Source organism: Amycolatopsis sp. NPDC049159, from assembly GCF_040648295.1.
Lineage (GTDB): Bacteria > Actinomycetota > Actinomycetes > Mycobacteriales > Pseudonocardiaceae > Amycolatopsis > Amycolatopsis pretoriensis_A.
In genome coordinates this window covers 146,602-162,115 of sequence record NZ_JBEZDL010000008.1, presented here as the reverse complement: position 1 = coordinate 162,115, position 15,514 = coordinate 146,602, and the positions used below count along the sequence as shown (strand labels likewise).

Annotated in this window: 17 protein-coding genes; 10 read left to right on the top strand and 7 right to left on the bottom strand. The window is 71.4% G+C overall.

From position 1 onward, the window contains the following. Positions 1–15 precede the first annotated feature (15 nt). The 3 genes from AB0B33_RS17120 to AB0B33_RS17110 are packed head-to-tail and all read right to left on the bottom strand — an operon-like array spanning position 16 to position 2,635. Positions 16–672, bottom strand: a complete 657-nt coding sequence (locus tag AB0B33_RS17120; protein ID WP_360772334.1) for a response regulator transcription factor — start codon at positions 670–672, stop codon at positions 16–18. After that, positions 669–1,802, bottom strand: a complete 1,134-nt coding sequence (locus AB0B33_RS17115) for a histidine kinase (protein WP_360772331.1) — start codon at positions 1,800–1,802, stop codon at positions 669–671. Before AB0B33_RS17115 ends, AB0B33_RS17120 begins: the two co-directional genes overlap by 4 nt. After that, entirely contained in the window at positions 1,799–2,635 is an 837-nt protein-coding gene (locus AB0B33_RS17110; protein ID WP_360772328.1) for a type II CAAX endopeptidase family protein, read from the bottom strand. Before AB0B33_RS17110 ends, AB0B33_RS17115 begins: the two co-directional genes overlap by 4 nt. Positions 2,636–2,812: 177 nt before the next feature. Here AB0B33_RS17110 and AB0B33_RS17105 point away from each other — a divergent pair, with 177 nt between their 5' ends. Continuing rightward, positions 2,813–3,307, top strand: a complete 495-nt coding sequence (locus tag AB0B33_RS17105) for a SigE family RNA polymerase sigma factor (protein ID WP_360772325.1) — start codon at positions 2,813–2,815, stop codon at positions 3,305–3,307. After that, the gene (locus tag AB0B33_RS17100) at positions 3,307–4,047 is read left to right on the top strand and encodes a hypothetical protein (protein ID WP_360772322.1); all 741 of its coding nucleotides are present in this window, start codon (positions 3,307–3,309) and stop codon (positions 4,045–4,047) included. The genes AB0B33_RS17105 and AB0B33_RS17100 overlap by 1 nt, the downstream gene beginning before the upstream one ends. Positions 4,048–4,259: 212 nt before the next feature. On the opposite strand, the gene AB0B33_RS17095 is transcribed toward AB0B33_RS17100, so the two are convergent. From AB0B33_RS17095 to corA, 3 genes are all read right to left on the bottom strand, one after another. After that, positions 4,260–5,099: a chromosome partitioning protein ParB gene (locus AB0B33_RS17095; protein WP_360772319.1), complete on the bottom strand. Its 840-nt coding sequence runs from the start codon at positions 5,097–5,099 to the stop codon at positions 4,260–4,262. Beyond that, positions 5,096–5,746: a metallophosphoesterase gene (locus AB0B33_RS17090; RefSeq protein WP_360772317.1), complete on the bottom strand. Its 651-nt coding sequence runs from the start codon at positions 5,744–5,746 to the stop codon at positions 5,096–5,098. Before AB0B33_RS17090 ends, AB0B33_RS17095 begins: the two co-directional genes overlap by 4 nt. 183 nt (positions 5,747–5,929) lie before the next feature. Beyond that, positions 5,930–7,012: a magnesium/cobalt transporter CorA gene (gene corA, locus AB0B33_RS17085; RefSeq protein ID WP_247014511.1), complete on the bottom strand. Its 1,083-nt coding sequence runs from the start codon at positions 7,010–7,012 to the stop codon at positions 5,930–5,932. 312 nt (positions 7,013–7,324) lie between these two features. On the opposite strand from corA, the gene AB0B33_RS17080 reads away from it, so the two are divergent. Further along, entirely contained in the window at positions 7,325–7,828 is a 504-nt protein-coding gene (locus AB0B33_RS17080; protein ID WP_247014510.1) for a MaoC family dehydratase, read from the top strand. A gap of 7 nt (positions 7,829–7,835) precedes the next feature. Further along, positions 7,836–8,930 carry a DUF2332 domain-containing protein gene (locus AB0B33_RS17075; RefSeq protein ID WP_360772313.1) on the top strand — a complete coding sequence of 365 codons (1,095 nt, stop codon included), beginning with the start codon at positions 7,836–7,838 and terminating at the stop codon, positions 8,928–8,930. Between the two features lie 89 nt (positions 8,931–9,019). Here the strand turns inward: AB0B33_RS17075 and AB0B33_RS17070 are convergent, their stop codons facing one another. Then, positions 9,020–9,433, bottom strand: coding sequence for an NUDIX domain-containing protein (locus AB0B33_RS17070; RefSeq protein WP_247014508.1), 414 nt, complete (start codon positions 9,431–9,433; stop codon positions 9,020–9,022). A 184-nt stretch (positions 9,434–9,617) separates the two neighbouring features. Here AB0B33_RS17070 and AB0B33_RS17065 point away from each other — a divergent pair, with 184 nt between their 5' ends. The 6 genes from AB0B33_RS17065 to AB0B33_RS17040 all read left to right on the top strand — a co-directional run bounded on the left by AB0B33_RS17065 (position 9,618) and on the right by AB0B33_RS17040 (position 15,504). After that, on the top strand, positions 9,618–9,782 hold the full coding sequence (locus tag AB0B33_RS17065; RefSeq protein ID WP_163046845.1) for a hypothetical protein: 165 nt from the start codon (positions 9,618–9,620) through the stop codon (positions 9,780–9,782). Between the two features lie 20 nt (positions 9,783–9,802). After that, a complete protein-coding gene (locus tag AB0B33_RS17060; protein WP_247014507.1) occupies positions 9,803–10,363 on the top strand; it encodes a PH domain-containing protein in 561 nt (186 codons plus the stop codon). Between the two features lie 40 nt (positions 10,364–10,403). Next, positions 10,404–11,276: a PHP domain-containing protein gene (locus tag AB0B33_RS17055; protein ID WP_360772309.1), complete on the top strand. Its 873-nt coding sequence runs from the start codon at positions 10,404–10,406 to the stop codon at positions 11,274–11,276. A gap of 1 nt (position 11,277) precedes the next feature. Further along, positions 11,278–11,907, top strand: a complete 630-nt coding sequence (locus AB0B33_RS17050) for a MarC family protein (RefSeq protein WP_360772306.1) — start codon at positions 11,278–11,280, stop codon at positions 11,905–11,907. Between the two features lie 136 nt (positions 11,908–12,043). After that, complete coding sequence (locus tag AB0B33_RS17045; RefSeq protein ID WP_360772303.1) at positions 12,044–14,506, top strand: alpha-L-rhamnosidase C-terminal domain-containing protein; 2,463 nt, start codon at positions 12,044–12,046, stop codon at positions 14,504–14,506. 146 nt (positions 14,507–14,652) lie between these two features. Then, positions 14,653–15,504, top strand: coding sequence for a PD-(D/E)XK nuclease family protein (locus tag AB0B33_RS17040; protein ID WP_360772787.1), 852 nt, complete (start codon positions 14,653–14,655; stop codon positions 15,502–15,504). Positions 15,505–15,514 lie beyond the last annotated feature (10 nt).

Below are 15,514 nucleotides of genomic sequence, written 5' to 3'. Positions count from 1 at the left end.
GCCCGCTTCGGCGCGTCAGGTGACCAAGCCGTGGCGGTAGGCGTAGACGACCGCCTGGACGCGGTCTCGCAGGTCGAGCTTGGTCAGGATGCGCGAGACGAAGGTCTTCACGGTTTCCGGGCTGATGAAGAGCTTCGCGGCGATTTCGGCGTTCGACATGCCGTCCGCGATCAAGCGGAGCACCTCGAGTTCGCGCGGGGTCAGCGGGTGCTCGGGCGCGGTGCCGGCCGGCCGGATCCGGGCGGCGTGCCGGCCCACGAGCCGCCGCGTGACTTCGGGGTCGAGCAGCGCCGAACCGGCGGCGACGGTCCGGATCCCGTGCAGCAGGTGCTCGGGCGGCGCGTCCTTGAGCAGGAACCCGCTCGCGCCCGCGCGCAGTGCTTCGTAGACGTACTCGTCGAGGTTGAACGTCGTCAGCACGAGCACCTTGACCGGGTGCGCGACGCCGGGCCCGGCCAGCAGGCGGGTGGCTTCGATGCCGTCGAGCACCGGCATGCGCACGTCCATCACGACGACGTCGGGGTGAACCCGCCCGGCGAGCTCGACCGCGGCCTTCCCGTCCCCGCACTCGCCCGCCACCTCGAAGTCCGGCTGCGCGCCGATGATCGTCACGAGGCCGGTGCGGATCAGCATCTGGTCGTCGCAGACGAGGACCCGGATCCGCGCGGTCACGCCCGGTTCCCGGTGGGGATCCGGGCGTGCACGAGGAACACGGTGCCGTGGTGGTCCGCGCTGAAGTCGCCGCCCAGGAGGCCGACGCGTTCGCGGAGACCCGCGAGGCCGCGTCCGCTGCCGCCGGGGGACGCGCTGCCCGGGCCTTCGGTGCTGACGGCCACTTCGATCTCCCGTTCGCCGTGGTCCACCCGGACCGACGTCCGGCTGCCGCGGGCGTGCTTGAGGGCGTTCGTCAGTGCTTCCTGCACGACGCGGTAGGCCACGAGGTCGGCACTGCCGGCGGTGTCGGCCGGCGTGCCCTCCTCGGCGAACTCCACCGGCTGCCCGGCTTCGCGCGCGTGCTCCACGAGCGTGCGGAGCCCGCCCGGCGGCGGCGTGCTCCCGGGACCGTGGTCGGGGTTGAGCAGGTCCAGCAGGTGCCGCAGGTCGGCGATGGCGCGGCGGCCGGTGCCGGTGATCGCGGTCAGCGACTCGCCGAGGCGGTCGGGGGCGGCGGTCAGGTACCGGGCCGCCTCGGCCTGCACGACCATCGCCGTCACGTGGTGGGTGACGACGTCGTGGAGTTCGCGCGCGATGCGGGCGCGTTCGGCCGCGCGCGTGTCGTCGGCGACGCGGCGGCGGCGTTCGGTCTCGGTGGCGCGGGAGGCGCGCAGCCACGCCCCGACGCCCCACGCGAACACCAGCAGCAGGTAGAACGTGACGAACTCGGCGGGCGGCTCCGAACCGAGCCGGAACAGGACGACCGCCAGCGGCACGTAGGCCGCGGACAACACCGACGCGGCAACGAGCCTTCGCCGGTGCAAGTGCGCGCCCGCGCTCATCAGCGCGACGGCCAGCGCCGCGCCGGACACCGAGTGGTAGCCGCGGAGCTGGTCGAGGGCGAAGCCGAGCGACACCAGCACGAGGCACAGGGCGGGCCACCGCCGGCGGACGGCCAGCGGGAGGCATTCGAAGGCGACGGCCACGAGGGCCAGCGCGTCGAAGGGCCGCTGCGGGAGCCCGCCGAGCTGCGTGCCGTGGCTCTGGACGGCGGGCAGGAACGCCGCCGCCAGGAACACCACCGCGAGCGGGAAGTCCCGGACGACGACGTCGAACCGGCGCCACCGCGCCGGCGTCCGCTCGATCACCGGGCGAGTGTAGTGACGCTGTCGACCCGCTCGGCGCGCCCGCCGCGGGGCACCAGGTTCCCGCGCCGGTGGGCCAGCCACAGGAACGCGCCCGTGCCCAGCAGGCAGAACAGCACCGAGTAGAGGCTGCCTTCCGGGCCGAAGGAACCGCCGGTGACGGCGACCGGGCCCGACGTCACGGCGTCGAGCAGGCCCTGCGGCGTGCCGTTGCCCGAAACCTCGGTGCCGAACAGGCCGGCCGCGGCGAAGTTCCAGCCGAAATGCAGCCCGATCGGCAGCCACAGCTTGCGGGCGGCGACGTACGCGGCGGTCAGCAGGCCGCCGGCCTCGATCGCGATGGCGACGGCGCCCCACAGGGTCGCGTGCGCGTTGAACAGGTGGGACAGGCCGAACAACACCCCGGTCAGCACCAGGGCGATCGCGGTGCCGGTGCGCTCTTCGACGATCCGGAACAGGACGCCGCGGAAGAGCAGTTCCTCCGTCACCGCGGCGGCGGCCATGAAGCCGACCAGCCCGACGGCGCCGGTCACCGTGCCCCAGCCGTGGACCTCGTAGTCCCCGAGGAGCGCGATGTTCCCGATGACGACGGCGAACAGCGCGAACCCGGCCAGCACGCCCCGGCCGAGTGCGAGCGGGGCGCCCGGCCCGGCCAGCTCCGTCACCGGGCGCTGCTCGGTCCGCCGGACCACCCAGCGGTAGACCAGCACCGCGAGCACGGCGGTCACCGCGCCGAGGACGAACGTGAGCCACGGGTTCCCGGCCACGACGTTGACGGCTTGGCCGCCGACGAACGCGATCGCCACGACGGCCGGCAACTGCCAGAGCAGCCTCATCAGAACTCCTTCGCCGAATTCGCGCACCGACGTGCCGCGCCTGGGAAGAACGCTAGGGATCCGGCGGCCCGGGATCGTCCCCACGCGGTGGACACCCGCGCGTAGCTCGCACGGGGGACGCTTGAACCTTTCCGGCCCCTCGCGCACTAGTAAGACTGAACGGGCGAAGGAGGCCGGGTGGGGGCGTCGGGAGATTCCGATTTCAGCGAGTACTTCGCCGCGCGGGTCCAGCGGTTCCGCCGGGTGGCGTTCGCCCTGTGCGGCGACTGGCACGGCGCGGAAGACCTCGTGCAGGCGATGTTCGTCCAGCTCTACCGCCGGTGGCGCCGGGTGCGGCCGGACACGGCCGACGCGTACGCGCGCCGGATCCTGCTGAACCTCTTCCTGGCCGGGCGGCGGAAATCGGGGCGGGAGTACGTGACGCCGGCGGTGCCGGAACCGGCGGCCCCACCGGGCCGGGACACGCCGTTGCGCCTCGACGTCGAGCGGGCGCTGGGCGGGCTGACGCCGCGGCAGCGCGCGATGGTCGTGCTGCGGTTCCTGGAGGACCTCCCGGTGGCCGAGGTGTCGGCGCTGCTGCGCGTGGCCGAATGCACGGTCAAGTCCCAGACGGCCCGCGGGGTCGAAGCCCTGCGCGCGGTCCTGCCGGCGCCGACGAGCGAGGAGTGGTGATGGAAGACGTCCGCTCGGTGTTGACGGCGTACGTGACCGAAGACGAGCCCCCGATCGGCCTGTCCGGCGAGGCGGTCCTCGCGGCGGCCCGGGCGGCTCGCCGCCGTCACCTGCTGACGGGCGCGGCGGCGCTGGCGGTGGTGGTCCTGGCGCTGGGGGTGGCGGTGGTGGTCCTGCCGCACCGCGGCTCGGTGGCGAACGTCCCGTGCCCCACCGCGTCGGACACGCGGGAGGCGCTGGTCGACCGGCTGAGCTGCGTGGTGGGCCGCGCGATCCGCGCGCTGGTGTCCCCGGACGCGCAGATCACGCGGCTGACGATCCCGGGGGAGACCCCGCCCGAGGACCCGTTCCACCTGATCGCCGACGCGGCGGGCGACGCCCCGCGGGAGGCGTTGTTCCACATGGGCGTCCGGGTGACGGACGCGGAGGGCTCGGGATCGGTGTACGTGCTGATGCTGCCGGGGAGCTCGGGCGGCCCACCGTGCGGCGCGCCGGAGGAGCTCTCGTGCCGCACGGAACCGACACCGCAGGGGTTGATGTGGCTCTCGACGTTGCGGTCGGGTGACGTGGTGACCCACCGGGTGGCCCGCGCGGGACCGGACGCGCAGGTGCAGTTCTGGTCGAACAACAGCGGCGTGCTGGAGCGGTCGGGGGTGAGGTTGCCGGGACAGCGCCCGGAGCCGACGTTGACGGCGGCCCAGGTGCGGCAGCTGGCGCTGACGCCGGGGCTGGACTTCTGAGGACTGCCGGTCCGGTTCGCCCAAGCCGGAATCCTGCGAACCACGAACCTGCTCGCCGGCCGCGTCGAGCTTTTGGCCGCCCGGCAAGAGGGAACCGACCGGACGGCCGAGCCACCTTCGAGCTTCGCGATCGGGCGTGCGCGGAGGTTCGTCGAGGACGCGGACCAGCGTTTCGACGAACGCAGGGCCCACCGGTTCAACCGCCCGGACTCCTAGTGCCGCCGGGAGCGCAGCGTTTCGATGACCTCGTCGTCCCAGCGGTGGGTCCGGATCAGGCGGTACCGCTCCGCCGCCACCCACATGTACGCCTCCGCGTCCGTGCGGTCGCCGATCAGGCCGGCCTGGCGCAGCATCGCCACCACCGGGACGAACTCCTCTTCGAACCACCGCTGCGCCACGCTCGCGCGGTCGCAGAACCGGCCCTCGTCCTGCATCAGCCGGAAGCCCCACGCCTCCACGTGCTCGCCCAGCTTCGCGTAGTCCCACGGGTCCGACACGATCACCGACGCGCGCGCGTGGCCCGTCAGCGGAACCCGTTCCAGGAACAGGCGCCGGTAGTCCTTGACGATCAGGTCGCCGCGGTGGCGGATGCCGCTCGGGTCCAGTTTGGTGCGGACCGCCGTCACCGCCGCCTCTATTGTGGACAGTCCCTGCGCGATCGCGACCGAAACCCGGTGGTGGCCGTCGATGACGAAGTGCAGCTCGCCGACGCGGTACACCTCGATCGGCGGGATTTCCTCGCCTCGGCGCGCCGCCAAGGCGAGCCGCTCCCAGCGTTCGCGGACGCGGGCCGACGTCGGGCGGAAGCGGCGGTCGAAGTCGCGGCTGCGGTCGACCGTGCCGGCGATCGAGTCCAGCTTGATCACCCGCAACCCGATCCGGTGCTCGCCGAGGTAGCCGAGCGCCTCCACGACTTCGTGGAACGGCAGCATGATGTTGACGTCGTCGGGCTCGCGGCGCAGCCACGTCGAGAGCCGCGAAAGCACCTGGCCCCGGCGCGCGCGGAGGAAGTCGTTCTCCGCGTCGGCGCGGGGGAACCCCGTCTCTTTCATGAGAACTCCATGATCCGGTGGCCCACCACGTTGCGGATCCGGGTTTCGCCGACGACGCGGTCCGGCACCGGCTCGCCGTGGGGGTGGATGTGCCCGTGCAGCAACCACTTCGGGCGCAAGGCGTCGATCGTCCGGTGCAGGCACGCGAACCCGCGGTGCGGCGGGTCCGCCCGGTCGCCGAGGTCGAGCGGCGGTGAGTGCGTCAGCAGGACGTCGACGGCACGGCCGTCACGACGGGACCGCCGGCGAGCGCGCCGCACCAGGCCGCGGGCGCGGCGCGCCTGCTGGCGCTGCGTCCACTGGTTCGGCCCGTCGTTGTAGCGGATCGAGCCGCCGAGCCCGGCGAACCGGATCCCGGCGACGTCGACGACCCGGCCGTCCGCGTTGACGCCGCCCGCCGGGCCCGGCCAGACCGTCGGGAAACCGTCCTTCATCGACAGCCCGCCGTAGCGGGTGTAGCCGCTCAGGTCCGGGTCGTGGTTGCCGGGCACGAACACGCACGGCACGTCGAGCGCGCCGGCCAGGAACGCGAGGTAGTCGTAGGGGAGGTCGCCGGCGCCGATGACCAGGTCGACGGAGACGGTGCGGACCGCGTCGGTCCACAACCGCTCGTCGACCTCGTCGGAGACGACCAGCGCTTTCGGCACGCACCCAGGGTACGACGGGCGGCCCTACTTCATGCCGTGCGCGAACCCCGGGTCGGCGACGATGACGAAAGTGATGACGACGATCCAGAGCACGCTGAGCGCGAGCGCCCAGAACTTGAGGTTGGACAGCATCCGGGGCATCACGAATTCTCCTGCACTGATTCCGGTGGAAAGAAAGGGGACCTAGAGCCAGCCGTTCTTCCGGAATATTCGGTACAGCAACAGGCAGATGCCGAGGATCACGGTGATCACCAGCGGGTACCCGAACTTCCAGTGCAGTTCGGGCAGGTAGTCGAAGTTCATCCCGTAGATGCCGGCGATCATCGTCGGCACGGTGATGATCGCCGCCCACGACGTGATCTTGCGCATGTCGGTGTTCTGCTGCAGCGAGATCTTCGCCACCGTCGCGTCGACCAGGGTGGACAGCAGTTCGTCGAACGCCGCCACCCGGTCGGACACGGTCGTGAGGTGGTCGGCGACGTCGCGGAAGTACGAGCGGACCTCGTCCGGCACCAGCCGCGTGTAGCCCTCGGCCAGGCGCTGCACCGGCGTCGCGAGCGGCATCACCGCGCGCCGCAGCTCCAGCACCTCCCGCTTCATCAGGTAGATCTGCTCCGCGCTGACCTGCGACCGGGGCGCGAAGACCTGCGCCTCCATGACGTCGATGTCGTTTTCGATCCGGCCCGTGACGTCGAGGTAGTGGTCGACGACGTGGTCGGCGATCGCGTGCACGACCGCGGCCGGGCCCAGCTGCAGGCGCTCGGGGTCGTCGTCCAGCTCCCGGCGCAGCCGCGCCAGCCCGGAGTGGTTCCCGTGCCGCACCGTGATGACGAAGTCGCGGCCGAGGAACACCATGAGCTCGCCGGTCTCGACGATTTCGTTCGCCGTTGTGGGTGACTCGTGTTCGACGTACCGGACGGTTTTCACCACGAGGAACAGCGTGTCGTCGTAGCGCTCGAGCTTCGGCCGCTGGTGCGCTTCGAGCGCGTCCTCGACCGCCAGCTCGTGCAGCCCGAAGGTTTCGGCGATGCCTTGGATCTGCTGCGAGTCCGGCTCGTGCAAGCCGATCCAGACGAAGCCTTCGTGGCGCTTGCGGACCTCTTTGATCGCCTCGATGTGCGTCCAGCGGCCGGGCAGGCGCTCGCCCGCGACGTACACCGCGCAGTCGACGACGTAGGCGGACAGCGGTACCGGGACGGGCCGGACGGGGACGGCGCCCTTGTTACCGCGGCCGCGGAGGCCGCCGAGCGAGGGAATGGCAGGCATGGGATCTCCTGGGCGTCGTGCGTGGTCGTGCGAGACGACTGACCAGGGGCGGAGTACGTCCGCCCGGCGACACCAGCGTTCCCGAGGGGGTGGAAGAAGGCCTACCTGGAGACGACCCGTGAGGTGGGAACGCTGGGACTACTAGGGAGCGGACTATCGCCACTGCTCATCGGGTTCCTCACCTCCTTCGGGCCGGGTGCAGAGTGGTGGGGCTCGCGTTGACGCACGAGAACCGATGGTTGAGGGTACTCCTCACTACGGATGCGTGTCGTACCAGGCTCACGCGGTGTTACGCGGGACAGGAGAAGACGAGTGCAGTTCGGTCGGTACTACGAGGAGTTCGAGGTCGGTGCGGTCTACAAGCACTGGCCGGGCAAAACGGTCACCGAATACGACGACCACCTGTTCTGCCTGATCACGATGAACCACCACCCGCTGCACCTGGACGCGCACTACGCCGGGGAGACGACCGACTTCGGCAAGAACGTCGTCGTCGGCAACTACGTCTATTCGCTGCTGCTGGGCATGTCCGTGCCCGACGTTTCCGGCAAAGCCATCGCGAACCTCGAGGTCGAGTCGCTCAAGCACGTCAAGCCGACGTTCCACGGCGACACCATCTACGGCGAGACCGAGGTGCTCGACAAGACGCCGTCGAAGTCGAAGGACGACCGCGGCGTCGTGTACGTCGAGACGCGCGGCTACAAGCAGGACGGCCTGATCGTGTGCACCTTCCGGCGGAAGGTGATGGTGCCGAAGCGCTCCTACGGGGAAACTCGGGGCGGGGAGCAGCCGGGCCGGCCGGTGCCGCACGAATGAGGCTCTGATGGACCTGGACGCGATCAAGGACGTACTCCGCACGTTCGCGGAAGTCGAGGCCCGCGGGGTCTCGCCGCTGTACGAGCACCTGGCCCTTCAGGCGGCCGAGGACGACGACGTCGCCGGGCTGCTGTCGGTCGCGCGCGACGGCGAGGTGCGCGCGACGCTGCTGATGGCGACCGCGCACCGGCTCGTGCAGGCCGACCCGATCCACCCGCTGTCCCGCTACTACCCGTCCCTGGGCGGCTTCGACGGCGTCGATCCGGAGACGTGGCCGCTGTTCCGGTCGTTCCTGCTGGAGCGGGCGGACAAGGCGCGGGCGCTGATTTCGTCGCGGTACACGCAGACGAACGAGGTCCGCCGGGCGGCGCTGCTGTACCCGGGCGTGGCGCGGGCGGCTCGCGAAGCAGGCGGGAAGGTCGCCCTGCTGGAGGTCGGCTGCTCCGCGGGCCTCCTGCTGGGCATGGACCGCTTCGGCTACCGCTACCAGTGCGACGGCGGCGAGCAGCTGACGGCCGGCCCGGCCAAGTCGGCGGTCGGCCTGCACTGCGCACTGGACCTGGCCCCGGGCGCGGTCGCGCCGAAGCTGCCGAAGAAGCTGGCGGTGACGGACCGGGCGGGTCTCGACCGGGCCCCGGTGGACCTGTCGGACGAGGACGAGCTGGCGTGGCTCGAGGCGTGCGTGTGGGCCGACCAGCCGGACCGCATCAGGCTGCTGCGCACGGCGGCGGCCGAGCAGGCCAAGCACCGGCCGCGGCTGATCACCGGAGACGGGGTCACGGACTTCGCCGCGGCGGCCGCGTCGCTGGACGGGCCGTTGGTGGTGCTGACCAGCCACGTGCTGGCGTACTTCGGGGCTTCGCGGCGGGCCGAGTTCGTCTCGGAGCTGGCTTCGCTGGCGGCTTCCCGGCCGGTCTGGTGGGTGTCGGAGGAGTTCTACGGGGCCGGTCTCGAGCAGGTCCTGCCCGGGCGGTCGGACCTCGCGGGCGGGGACGGGCTGGCGACGCTGGGCGTGGTCCGGTGGGAGGACGGGAAGGCGGAGGCCCACGCCTTGGCCCGCACCGCCCCGCACGGGCAGCGGATGACCTGGCTGCCGCTGTAGGTCCCGCGCGACCGGCGGGCGCATGCGATCCGCTGCCGTGGGGTCGCGGATGACTCGTTCGCGACCCCACCACCCGGACAAAGCGGACTTCAAGCACGGGGCAAGGCGTTCCAGTCACGCAACGTCACGTACAGGAGATCCACCAGCTCCCCGGCCGCCTCCATGTCCGAAAGGTCTGCCGCATCGGCCCAACGCGCGTCCGAGGCGTCGTCACCCGCCGTGAGCTCCCCACCGGTGACCGCGCAGGCGTAGTCGAAGATCAAGTACGGCCCGCGCCGGACGCTGCCGATCACTGTGCCCGGAATCACGTCCAATCCTGTCTCTTCGCGAAGCTCGCGAATCACGGCCTGTTCGTCCGTTTCGCCCGGTTCGACTCGGCCACCCGGCAGGGACCACTGCCCCGAACCGGGGTCGTTGCGCCGGCGGATGAGCAGCAGTCGGCCGTGGTCGTCGAACGCTATGCCGCCGATGCAGCGGATCGTGGTGCTGGTGGGAGCCTCCATGGCCCCAACGGTAGACGTGACCGAACTGAAAACGGATGTCCTGTACACGGAGAGTAGCCGTGCGGTACACTTCGGACCGCGTGCTGACCCAAGCGCGGGACTTACCTCCCGTGCGCCAGTTGAGTGCGGTACAACGTAAAAGTCTGTTGTCCGGTGTCACCGTAAGAGACGGGATTTGATCGCGGTGAACGTGAAGAAGATTGCGGGCCTCGCCGGTATCGCGTTGGTGCTGTTCTTCGTCATTGCCCAGCCGGGGCAGGCCGCTGGCCTCGTCGGCAACATCATCCAGTTCCTCCGTGACTCGGCCGAATCGGTGATCACCTTCGTCAGCAACGTCTTCAAGGGCTGATCGGGGGCTACCCTCGAGCCATGTTCGCGCCACGCGACCCCGACGAGTACCTCCTCGACACCGAGCGGCGGGTCATCCGGATCCGCCGCCACTGGGCGGTGCTGCTGTGGGACACCTTCGAGGCGGCCGCTCTGCTGGCCATCTGCGTCCTGGTGTCCTACCTGCTGCCACCGGCGCTTTACATCGGCCAGAACATCCTCTGGTACGTCGCGCTGATCGTCGTGCTGCGGTTCGCCTACGTGGTGATGGAGTGGTGGGTCGAGCGGCTGGTGGTCACCGACAAGCGGTTCGTCATGACCACCGGGGTGTTCACGACCAAGGTGCTGATGATGCCCATCAGCAAGGTCACCGACCTCAGCTACGTGCGCACCGCCACCGGCCGCATGATGGGGTACGGCACGATGGTCGTCGAGTCGGCCGGTCAGATCCAGGCCCTCAACAAGATCGACTTCCTGCCGCGGCCCGAAGAGTTCTACGACACGATCTCGGAGCTCGTCTTCGGCGACAAGCAGAAGCAGGCCGAGCGCTTCTCCATGATCAAGGCCCAGCGAGCCGCCCGCGGCAAGAAGCCCGTCGGCTAGCCTCATCCCGCCGAGCGTGTGACGCAGCGCATCGTCGACAATGGACACGATGCGCATCGACCTGCACGCCCACTCCACCGCCTCCGACGGCACCGACACGCCGGCCGGGCTCGTCGCCGCGGCCGTCGACGCCGGGCTCGACGTCGTCGCGATCACCGACCACGACACCACCGCGGGCTGGGCGCCCGCCGCCGAGGCGGTGCCGCCGGGGTTGACGCTCGTGCCCGGCGCCGAGCTCTCCACGGTGTCGATCGACCCCGCGACCGGGCGGCAGATCAGCGTCCACCTGCTGGCCTACCTCTTCGACCCGACGTCCGAGCCGGTCGTCACCGAGCAGACCCGGCTGCGCGTCGAGCGCCGCACGCGGCTGCGCCGGATGGCCGAGCGGATGGCCGCCGACGGCCTGCCGGTCGACGCCGACGAGATCTTCGGCCTGCTGCCCGAGGACTCGCCGCCCGGGCGGCCCCACCTGGCCCAGGCGCTGGTCCGCGCCGGGCTGGTCAAGTCCGTCGACGAGGCCTTCGCCGACTACCTCAGCCCGCGCCGCGGCTACTACGTCGCCCGCCGGGACACCCCGGTCGAAGAGGCCATCGACATGATCAGCGCGGCCGGCGGCGTCACCGTCATCGCGCACCCCTTCGCCTTCAGCCGCGGTGCCACCATCAGCGAGGACACCCTCGCCGGGCTGGCCGCGCACGGGCTCACCGGCGTCGAGGCCGACCACCCGAACCACGACGAGCCGACGCGCGCCCGCACCCGGGCGCTCGCCGGCGAGCTCGGCCTGCTCGTCACCGGGTCCAGCGACTACCACGGCACGAACAAGACGATTCCGCTCGGCGCGTGCACCACCGACCCCGGCCAGCTGGAGCAGCTCGTGGCGCGCGCGACCGGGTACCAGGTCGTGAAGGGCTGACATGGCGCTCGCCGACGTCTTCGACGCGAAGCTCTTCATGAGCGCGACGATCACCCTCGTCGTCATCATGGACCCGCCCGGCACCGTGCCGGTGTTCCTCAGCCTCGTCGGCCGCAAGCCGGTCGCGACGCGGGCGCGCGCCGCCCGGCAGGCCGTGCTGGTGTCGCTGCTGGTCATCAGCCTGTTCGCGGTCGCCGGCCAGGCGATCCTCGCCTACCTCGGCATCGGCATCCCCGCGCTGCAGGGCGCGGGCGGCCTGCTGCTCCTGCTGATCGCGCTGCAGCTGCTCACCGGCAGTGGCCACGAACCGGAAGCGGCCGCCGACGACGTCAACGTCGCGCTCGTGCCGCTCGGCACGCCGCTGCTGGCCGGGCCCGGCGCGATCGCCGCGACCATCGTGTTCGTCCGGCAGGCCGACGGGCACATCGGCGCGTACATCGCGCTGGCGGCGGCGATCGTCATGACGCACTTCGTGATCTACATCTGCATGCGCTACTCCGGCGTCGTCATCCGGCTGATCAAGGAAAGCGGCATCACGCTGCTGGCCAAGGTGGCCGGCCTGCTGCTCGCGGCCATCGCCGTCGAGCTCGTCGCGAACTCCGTGCGCGGCTTCATCTCCGGCGGCAACTGACCCCCGCCTTTCGGGTTGTCCTGCCGGACAGGAACTCCCGCGTTCGTTGACATCGTTGGCACCGCTCGCGCAGCCTGAACCTCAGCTCAGCGCTTGAAACGATTCAATCGTCCTGCGTCGGTTTTCGGAGGCCTCGATGAAGTGGCTCAGAGCATTCCTCCCGGTCACGGTGCTGGTGGCGAGCGGCGTGGTCGCCGCCCCCGCCGACGCCGCGCCGGGGTGGCAGAAGTACGTCGTCGCGCCGTCGAGCCGGGACGTCCGGCCGGTGAAGGTGCTGTCCACGACCGGCGACGTCACGAACCCGGACGGCTTGCTCGGGCGGGGTGTCGCGACGTTCAAGCGGCAGGCGCCGCCGCCGAAGCCGGCCTGGCCCGCGGGGACGACGGCCGCCGCGTCTTCGTTCCACGCGCCGAACAACGGCGGGAACGGGCAGCCGCGCACGTACGACCCGGGCAACGCCGTCGACGGCAACCCGGACACGTTCTGGAACGACGACACGATCGGCGCCTACCCGGACGTCCTGACCGTCACCGCGGGCGCGCCGGCCGCGCTGCCCGGCGTGACCGTGCTGTCCCATGTGGACGGCGTGCCGCAGGACTTCACGGTCGAGGTGCTCGACGGCGGCGCGTGGCGCGTCGCGGCTTCGGTGACCGGCAACACCGCGGTGCAGCGCGCGGTCGCGTTCGACCGGCCGGTGACCACCACGCAGGTCCGGATCACCATCGCGAAGGACCAGAACACGCCGTCCGGCGAGTTCAGCCGCGTCGCCGAGGTCTGGCCCGGCCTGGTCGCCGACCCGCCGGTGCCGGTCGCGGTGGTCGACTTCGGCAAGGTCGTCGCGGGGTACCCGAAGATCGCCTTCGCGGGCGCGTCGGCGAACCACCCCGGCATCCGGGTGTCGACCTCGGAAACCCAGCAGTACCTGGGCGAACGCTCCGACTTCTCGCGGTCGGACTTCGCCGGCGGGCCGGGCAGCGACCAGATCGCCGTGCCCGCGACGCCGGCCGTCTGGCGGGACGCGAAGGGCTGCCAGAGCGGCACGCAGGTGTGCGCTGACGGCCTGCGCGGCTTCCGCTACCTGCGGATCAGCCTCGACGCGCTCGCGTCGGACGCGCCGCTGACCCAGCCGTCCGGTGAGGTGCGGATCAGCGGCGTCTCGCTCGACTTCACGCCGTTCCTCGGCACGCCGGCCAGCTACCGCGGCTGGTTCGAGTCGTCCGACGACGCCTTGAACCGCTACTGGTACGCCGCGTCCTACACGAACGAGCTGGGCATGGACACGTTCCGCGAGTCCGATGTGGACCCGCGCGGCGCGTTTTCGCCGTCACTGGACGGAAAGCTCGTGCTGCACGACGGCGCGAAGCGCGACCGCGCCCCGTACGTCGGGGACGTCGCGGTGTCCGGGCTGACCCAGTACCTGACGCACCAGGACGGGACGGCGGCGAAGAACGTCCTCGCCGATCTGGCCGACCACCAGCGCGCGGACGGCTGGATCCCGCCGGCGTCGATCAACAGCTACACCTTGCCGCTGTTCGACTACCCGCTCTGGTGGGTGACGTCGAGCTGGGACTACGTGCTCTACACCGGCGACACCGCGTACGCGGCCTCGTACTACTCGCACCTCGTGAAGACGCTCGACAGCTGGTATCCGTCGGTCACCGATTCGCGCGGGTTGCTCGCGAAGGGCCTCAACGGCACCGGCGGCTACGGCGACTACGCGTTCCTGCCGCGCACCGGCGAAGTGACGTACTACAACGCGTTGTACGTCCGGGCGCTGCAAGGCGCGGCGGGCTTGGCGCGGGCGACCGGGCACCCCGCGGACGCCGACCGGTGGCTTTCGCGCGCTTCCGGCGTCTCGGCGGCGGTGAACCAGTACCTGTGGGACCCGGCGGCGGGCGCGTACCTCGACTCGGGGACGGGCGCGGTGCGGCACGGCCAGGACGGCAACAGCCACGCGATCCTGGCCGGGATCGCTTCGCCGGCGCAGGCTTCCTCGGCGTTGGCGCGGCTCGCGGCCGGTGCGCTGCCGTACGGGAACCCGTTCATGGACAACGACACCCTGGTGTCGGACGGCACGAAGCGCGTGTACGCGTTCACGTCGTTCCCGGAGCTGCAGGCGCGGTTCCGGACCGGGCAGGCGGCGTCGGCGATCGACCAGATCAAGCGGATGTACGGCTGGATGGCCACGCACGACCCGGGAATCACGGCGTGGGAAGGCATCGGCGAAGGCGGCTCGCACTACGAGCAGGGCTACACGTCGGCGGCGCACGGCTGGTCGACGGGAGTCGTGCCGGCGTTGACCAACGATCTGCTGGGTGTCTCGCCGACTTCGCCGGGGTTCGCGACGTGGACTGTCGCGCCGAACCCGGGCGGCGTCGAGTGGGCGCGGGGAGCGGTGCCGACGCCGAAGGGCGCGTTGTCGGCTTCGTGGTCCCAGCGGGGTTCGGTGTTCTCGCTGACGGTTTCCGCGCCGCGCGGGACGTCGGGGTCGCTGGTCGTGCCGTCGGGCCGGGTGGTGCTGCTGGACGGGCGGCCGATCCGCGCGGCGGGGCCGATGGCGGTTTCCGGCGGGACGCACACGGTGCTGGTGGTGCGGTAGCCGCACTTTCCGCGCGGGGTGGCCTCGCCCCGCGCGGAAAGTGTCGGTGACATCTGGGGCTTCGCCCCAGGTCGGGGGCTCCGCCACCCGAACCCCCGAAAAAAGTGTCGGTGCTGGTGCGTAGCGTGGGCGGCGTGAAGGAGCAGATGGGGTTCGACTTCGGCGTCGCGCAACCGGTTCGGCTCACGAAGGTCTCGCCGGCACGGCTGGCGACCTTCGACGATTGCCCGCGCCGGTACCGCCTCGCCTACCTCGACCGGCCGACGCCGCAGCGCACCGGGCCGTGGGCGCACAGCACGCTCGGCGCGGTGGTGCACAACGCGTTGCGGGCGCTGTTCGACCTGCCGGTGCTCAAGCGGGTGCCGCAGCGGGCGGTGGCGCTGGTGGCCGAGTTCTGGAAGGACGCGGGCTTCGAGAGCGAGGAGCAGGCGGCGCGCTACCGGGCGCGGGCCAAGGGCTGGGTGGCGGAGTACGTCGAGGACAACGACGTCACACACGAGCCGGCCGGCCTGGAGCGCTGGGTGTCGGCGCCGGTCAACCCGGTGCCGGGGGAGCGGCCGTCGATGATCATCGAGGGCCGCGCGGACCGCATCGACGCGCGCGAGGGCGAGCTGGTCATCGTCGACTACAAGACGGGCCGCCGTCCCCCGGACGAGTACGAAGCACGGGCGTCGCAGGCACTGGCGCTGTACGCGGTGGCGGCGGCGCGGACGTTGCGCATGCCGTGCACGACGGTCGAGCTGCACCACCTCCCGACGGGCACGATCGCGGCGGCGGAGCACACCCCGGAAAGCCTCCGGCGCCACCTCCAACGCGCCGACGAGACCGCCGGAGACCTCAGGCTCGCCACGGATACCCTGAAAGCGGGCGGCGACGGGGACGTGCTGTTCCCGGCCCGCCCGGACCGGCGTTGCGCCTGGTGCGACTTCAGGCCGAGCTGCGCGGCGGGCCAGGAGACGGCCCAGCAGTTGCAGCCGTGGGACCTGCTCGCGCCCTGAACGGGAGGGA

Excerpts from the sequence above, each read along its gene's own strand:
- AB0B33_RS17110 (WP_360772328.1), bottom strand. The coding sequence starts at position 2,635 with ATGAGGCTGCTCTGGCAGTTGCCGGCCGTCGTGGCGATCGCGTTCGTC.
- AB0B33_RS17100 (WP_360772322.1), top strand. The coding sequence starts at position 3,307 with ATGGAAGACGTCCGCTCGGTGTTGACGGCGTACGTGACCGAAGACGAG.
- AB0B33_RS17095 (WP_360772319.1), bottom strand. The coding sequence starts at position 5,099 with ATGAAAGAGACGGGGTTCCCCCGCGCCGACGCGGAGAACGACTTCCTC.
- corA (WP_247014511.1), bottom strand. The coding sequence starts at position 7,012 with ATGCCTGCCATTCCCTCGCTCGGCGGCCTCCGCGGCCGCGGTAACAAG.
- AB0B33_RS17075 (WP_360772313.1), top strand. The coding sequence starts at position 7,836 with ATGGACCTGGACGCGATCAAGGACGTACTCCGCACGTTCGCGGAAGTC.
- AB0B33_RS17070 (WP_247014508.1), bottom strand. The coding sequence starts at position 9,433 with ATGGAGGCTCCCACCAGCACCACGATCCGCTGCATCGGCGGCATAGCG.
- AB0B33_RS17060 (WP_247014507.1), top strand. The coding sequence starts at position 9,803 with ATGTTCGCGCCACGCGACCCCGACGAGTACCTCCTCGACACCGAGCGG.
- AB0B33_RS17055 (WP_360772309.1), top strand. The coding sequence starts at position 10,404 with ATGGACACGATGCGCATCGACCTGCACGCCCACTCCACCGCCTCCGAC.
- AB0B33_RS17050 (WP_360772306.1), top strand. The coding sequence starts at position 11,278 with ATGGCGCTCGCCGACGTCTTCGACGCGAAGCTCTTCATGAGCGCGACG.
- AB0B33_RS17045 (WP_360772303.1), top strand. The coding sequence starts at position 12,044 with ATGAAGTGGCTCAGAGCATTCCTCCCGGTCACGGTGCTGGTGGCGAGC.
- AB0B33_RS17040 (WP_360772787.1), top strand. The coding sequence starts at position 14,653 with ATGGGGTTCGACTTCGGCGTCGCGCAACCGGTTCGGCTCACGAAGGTC.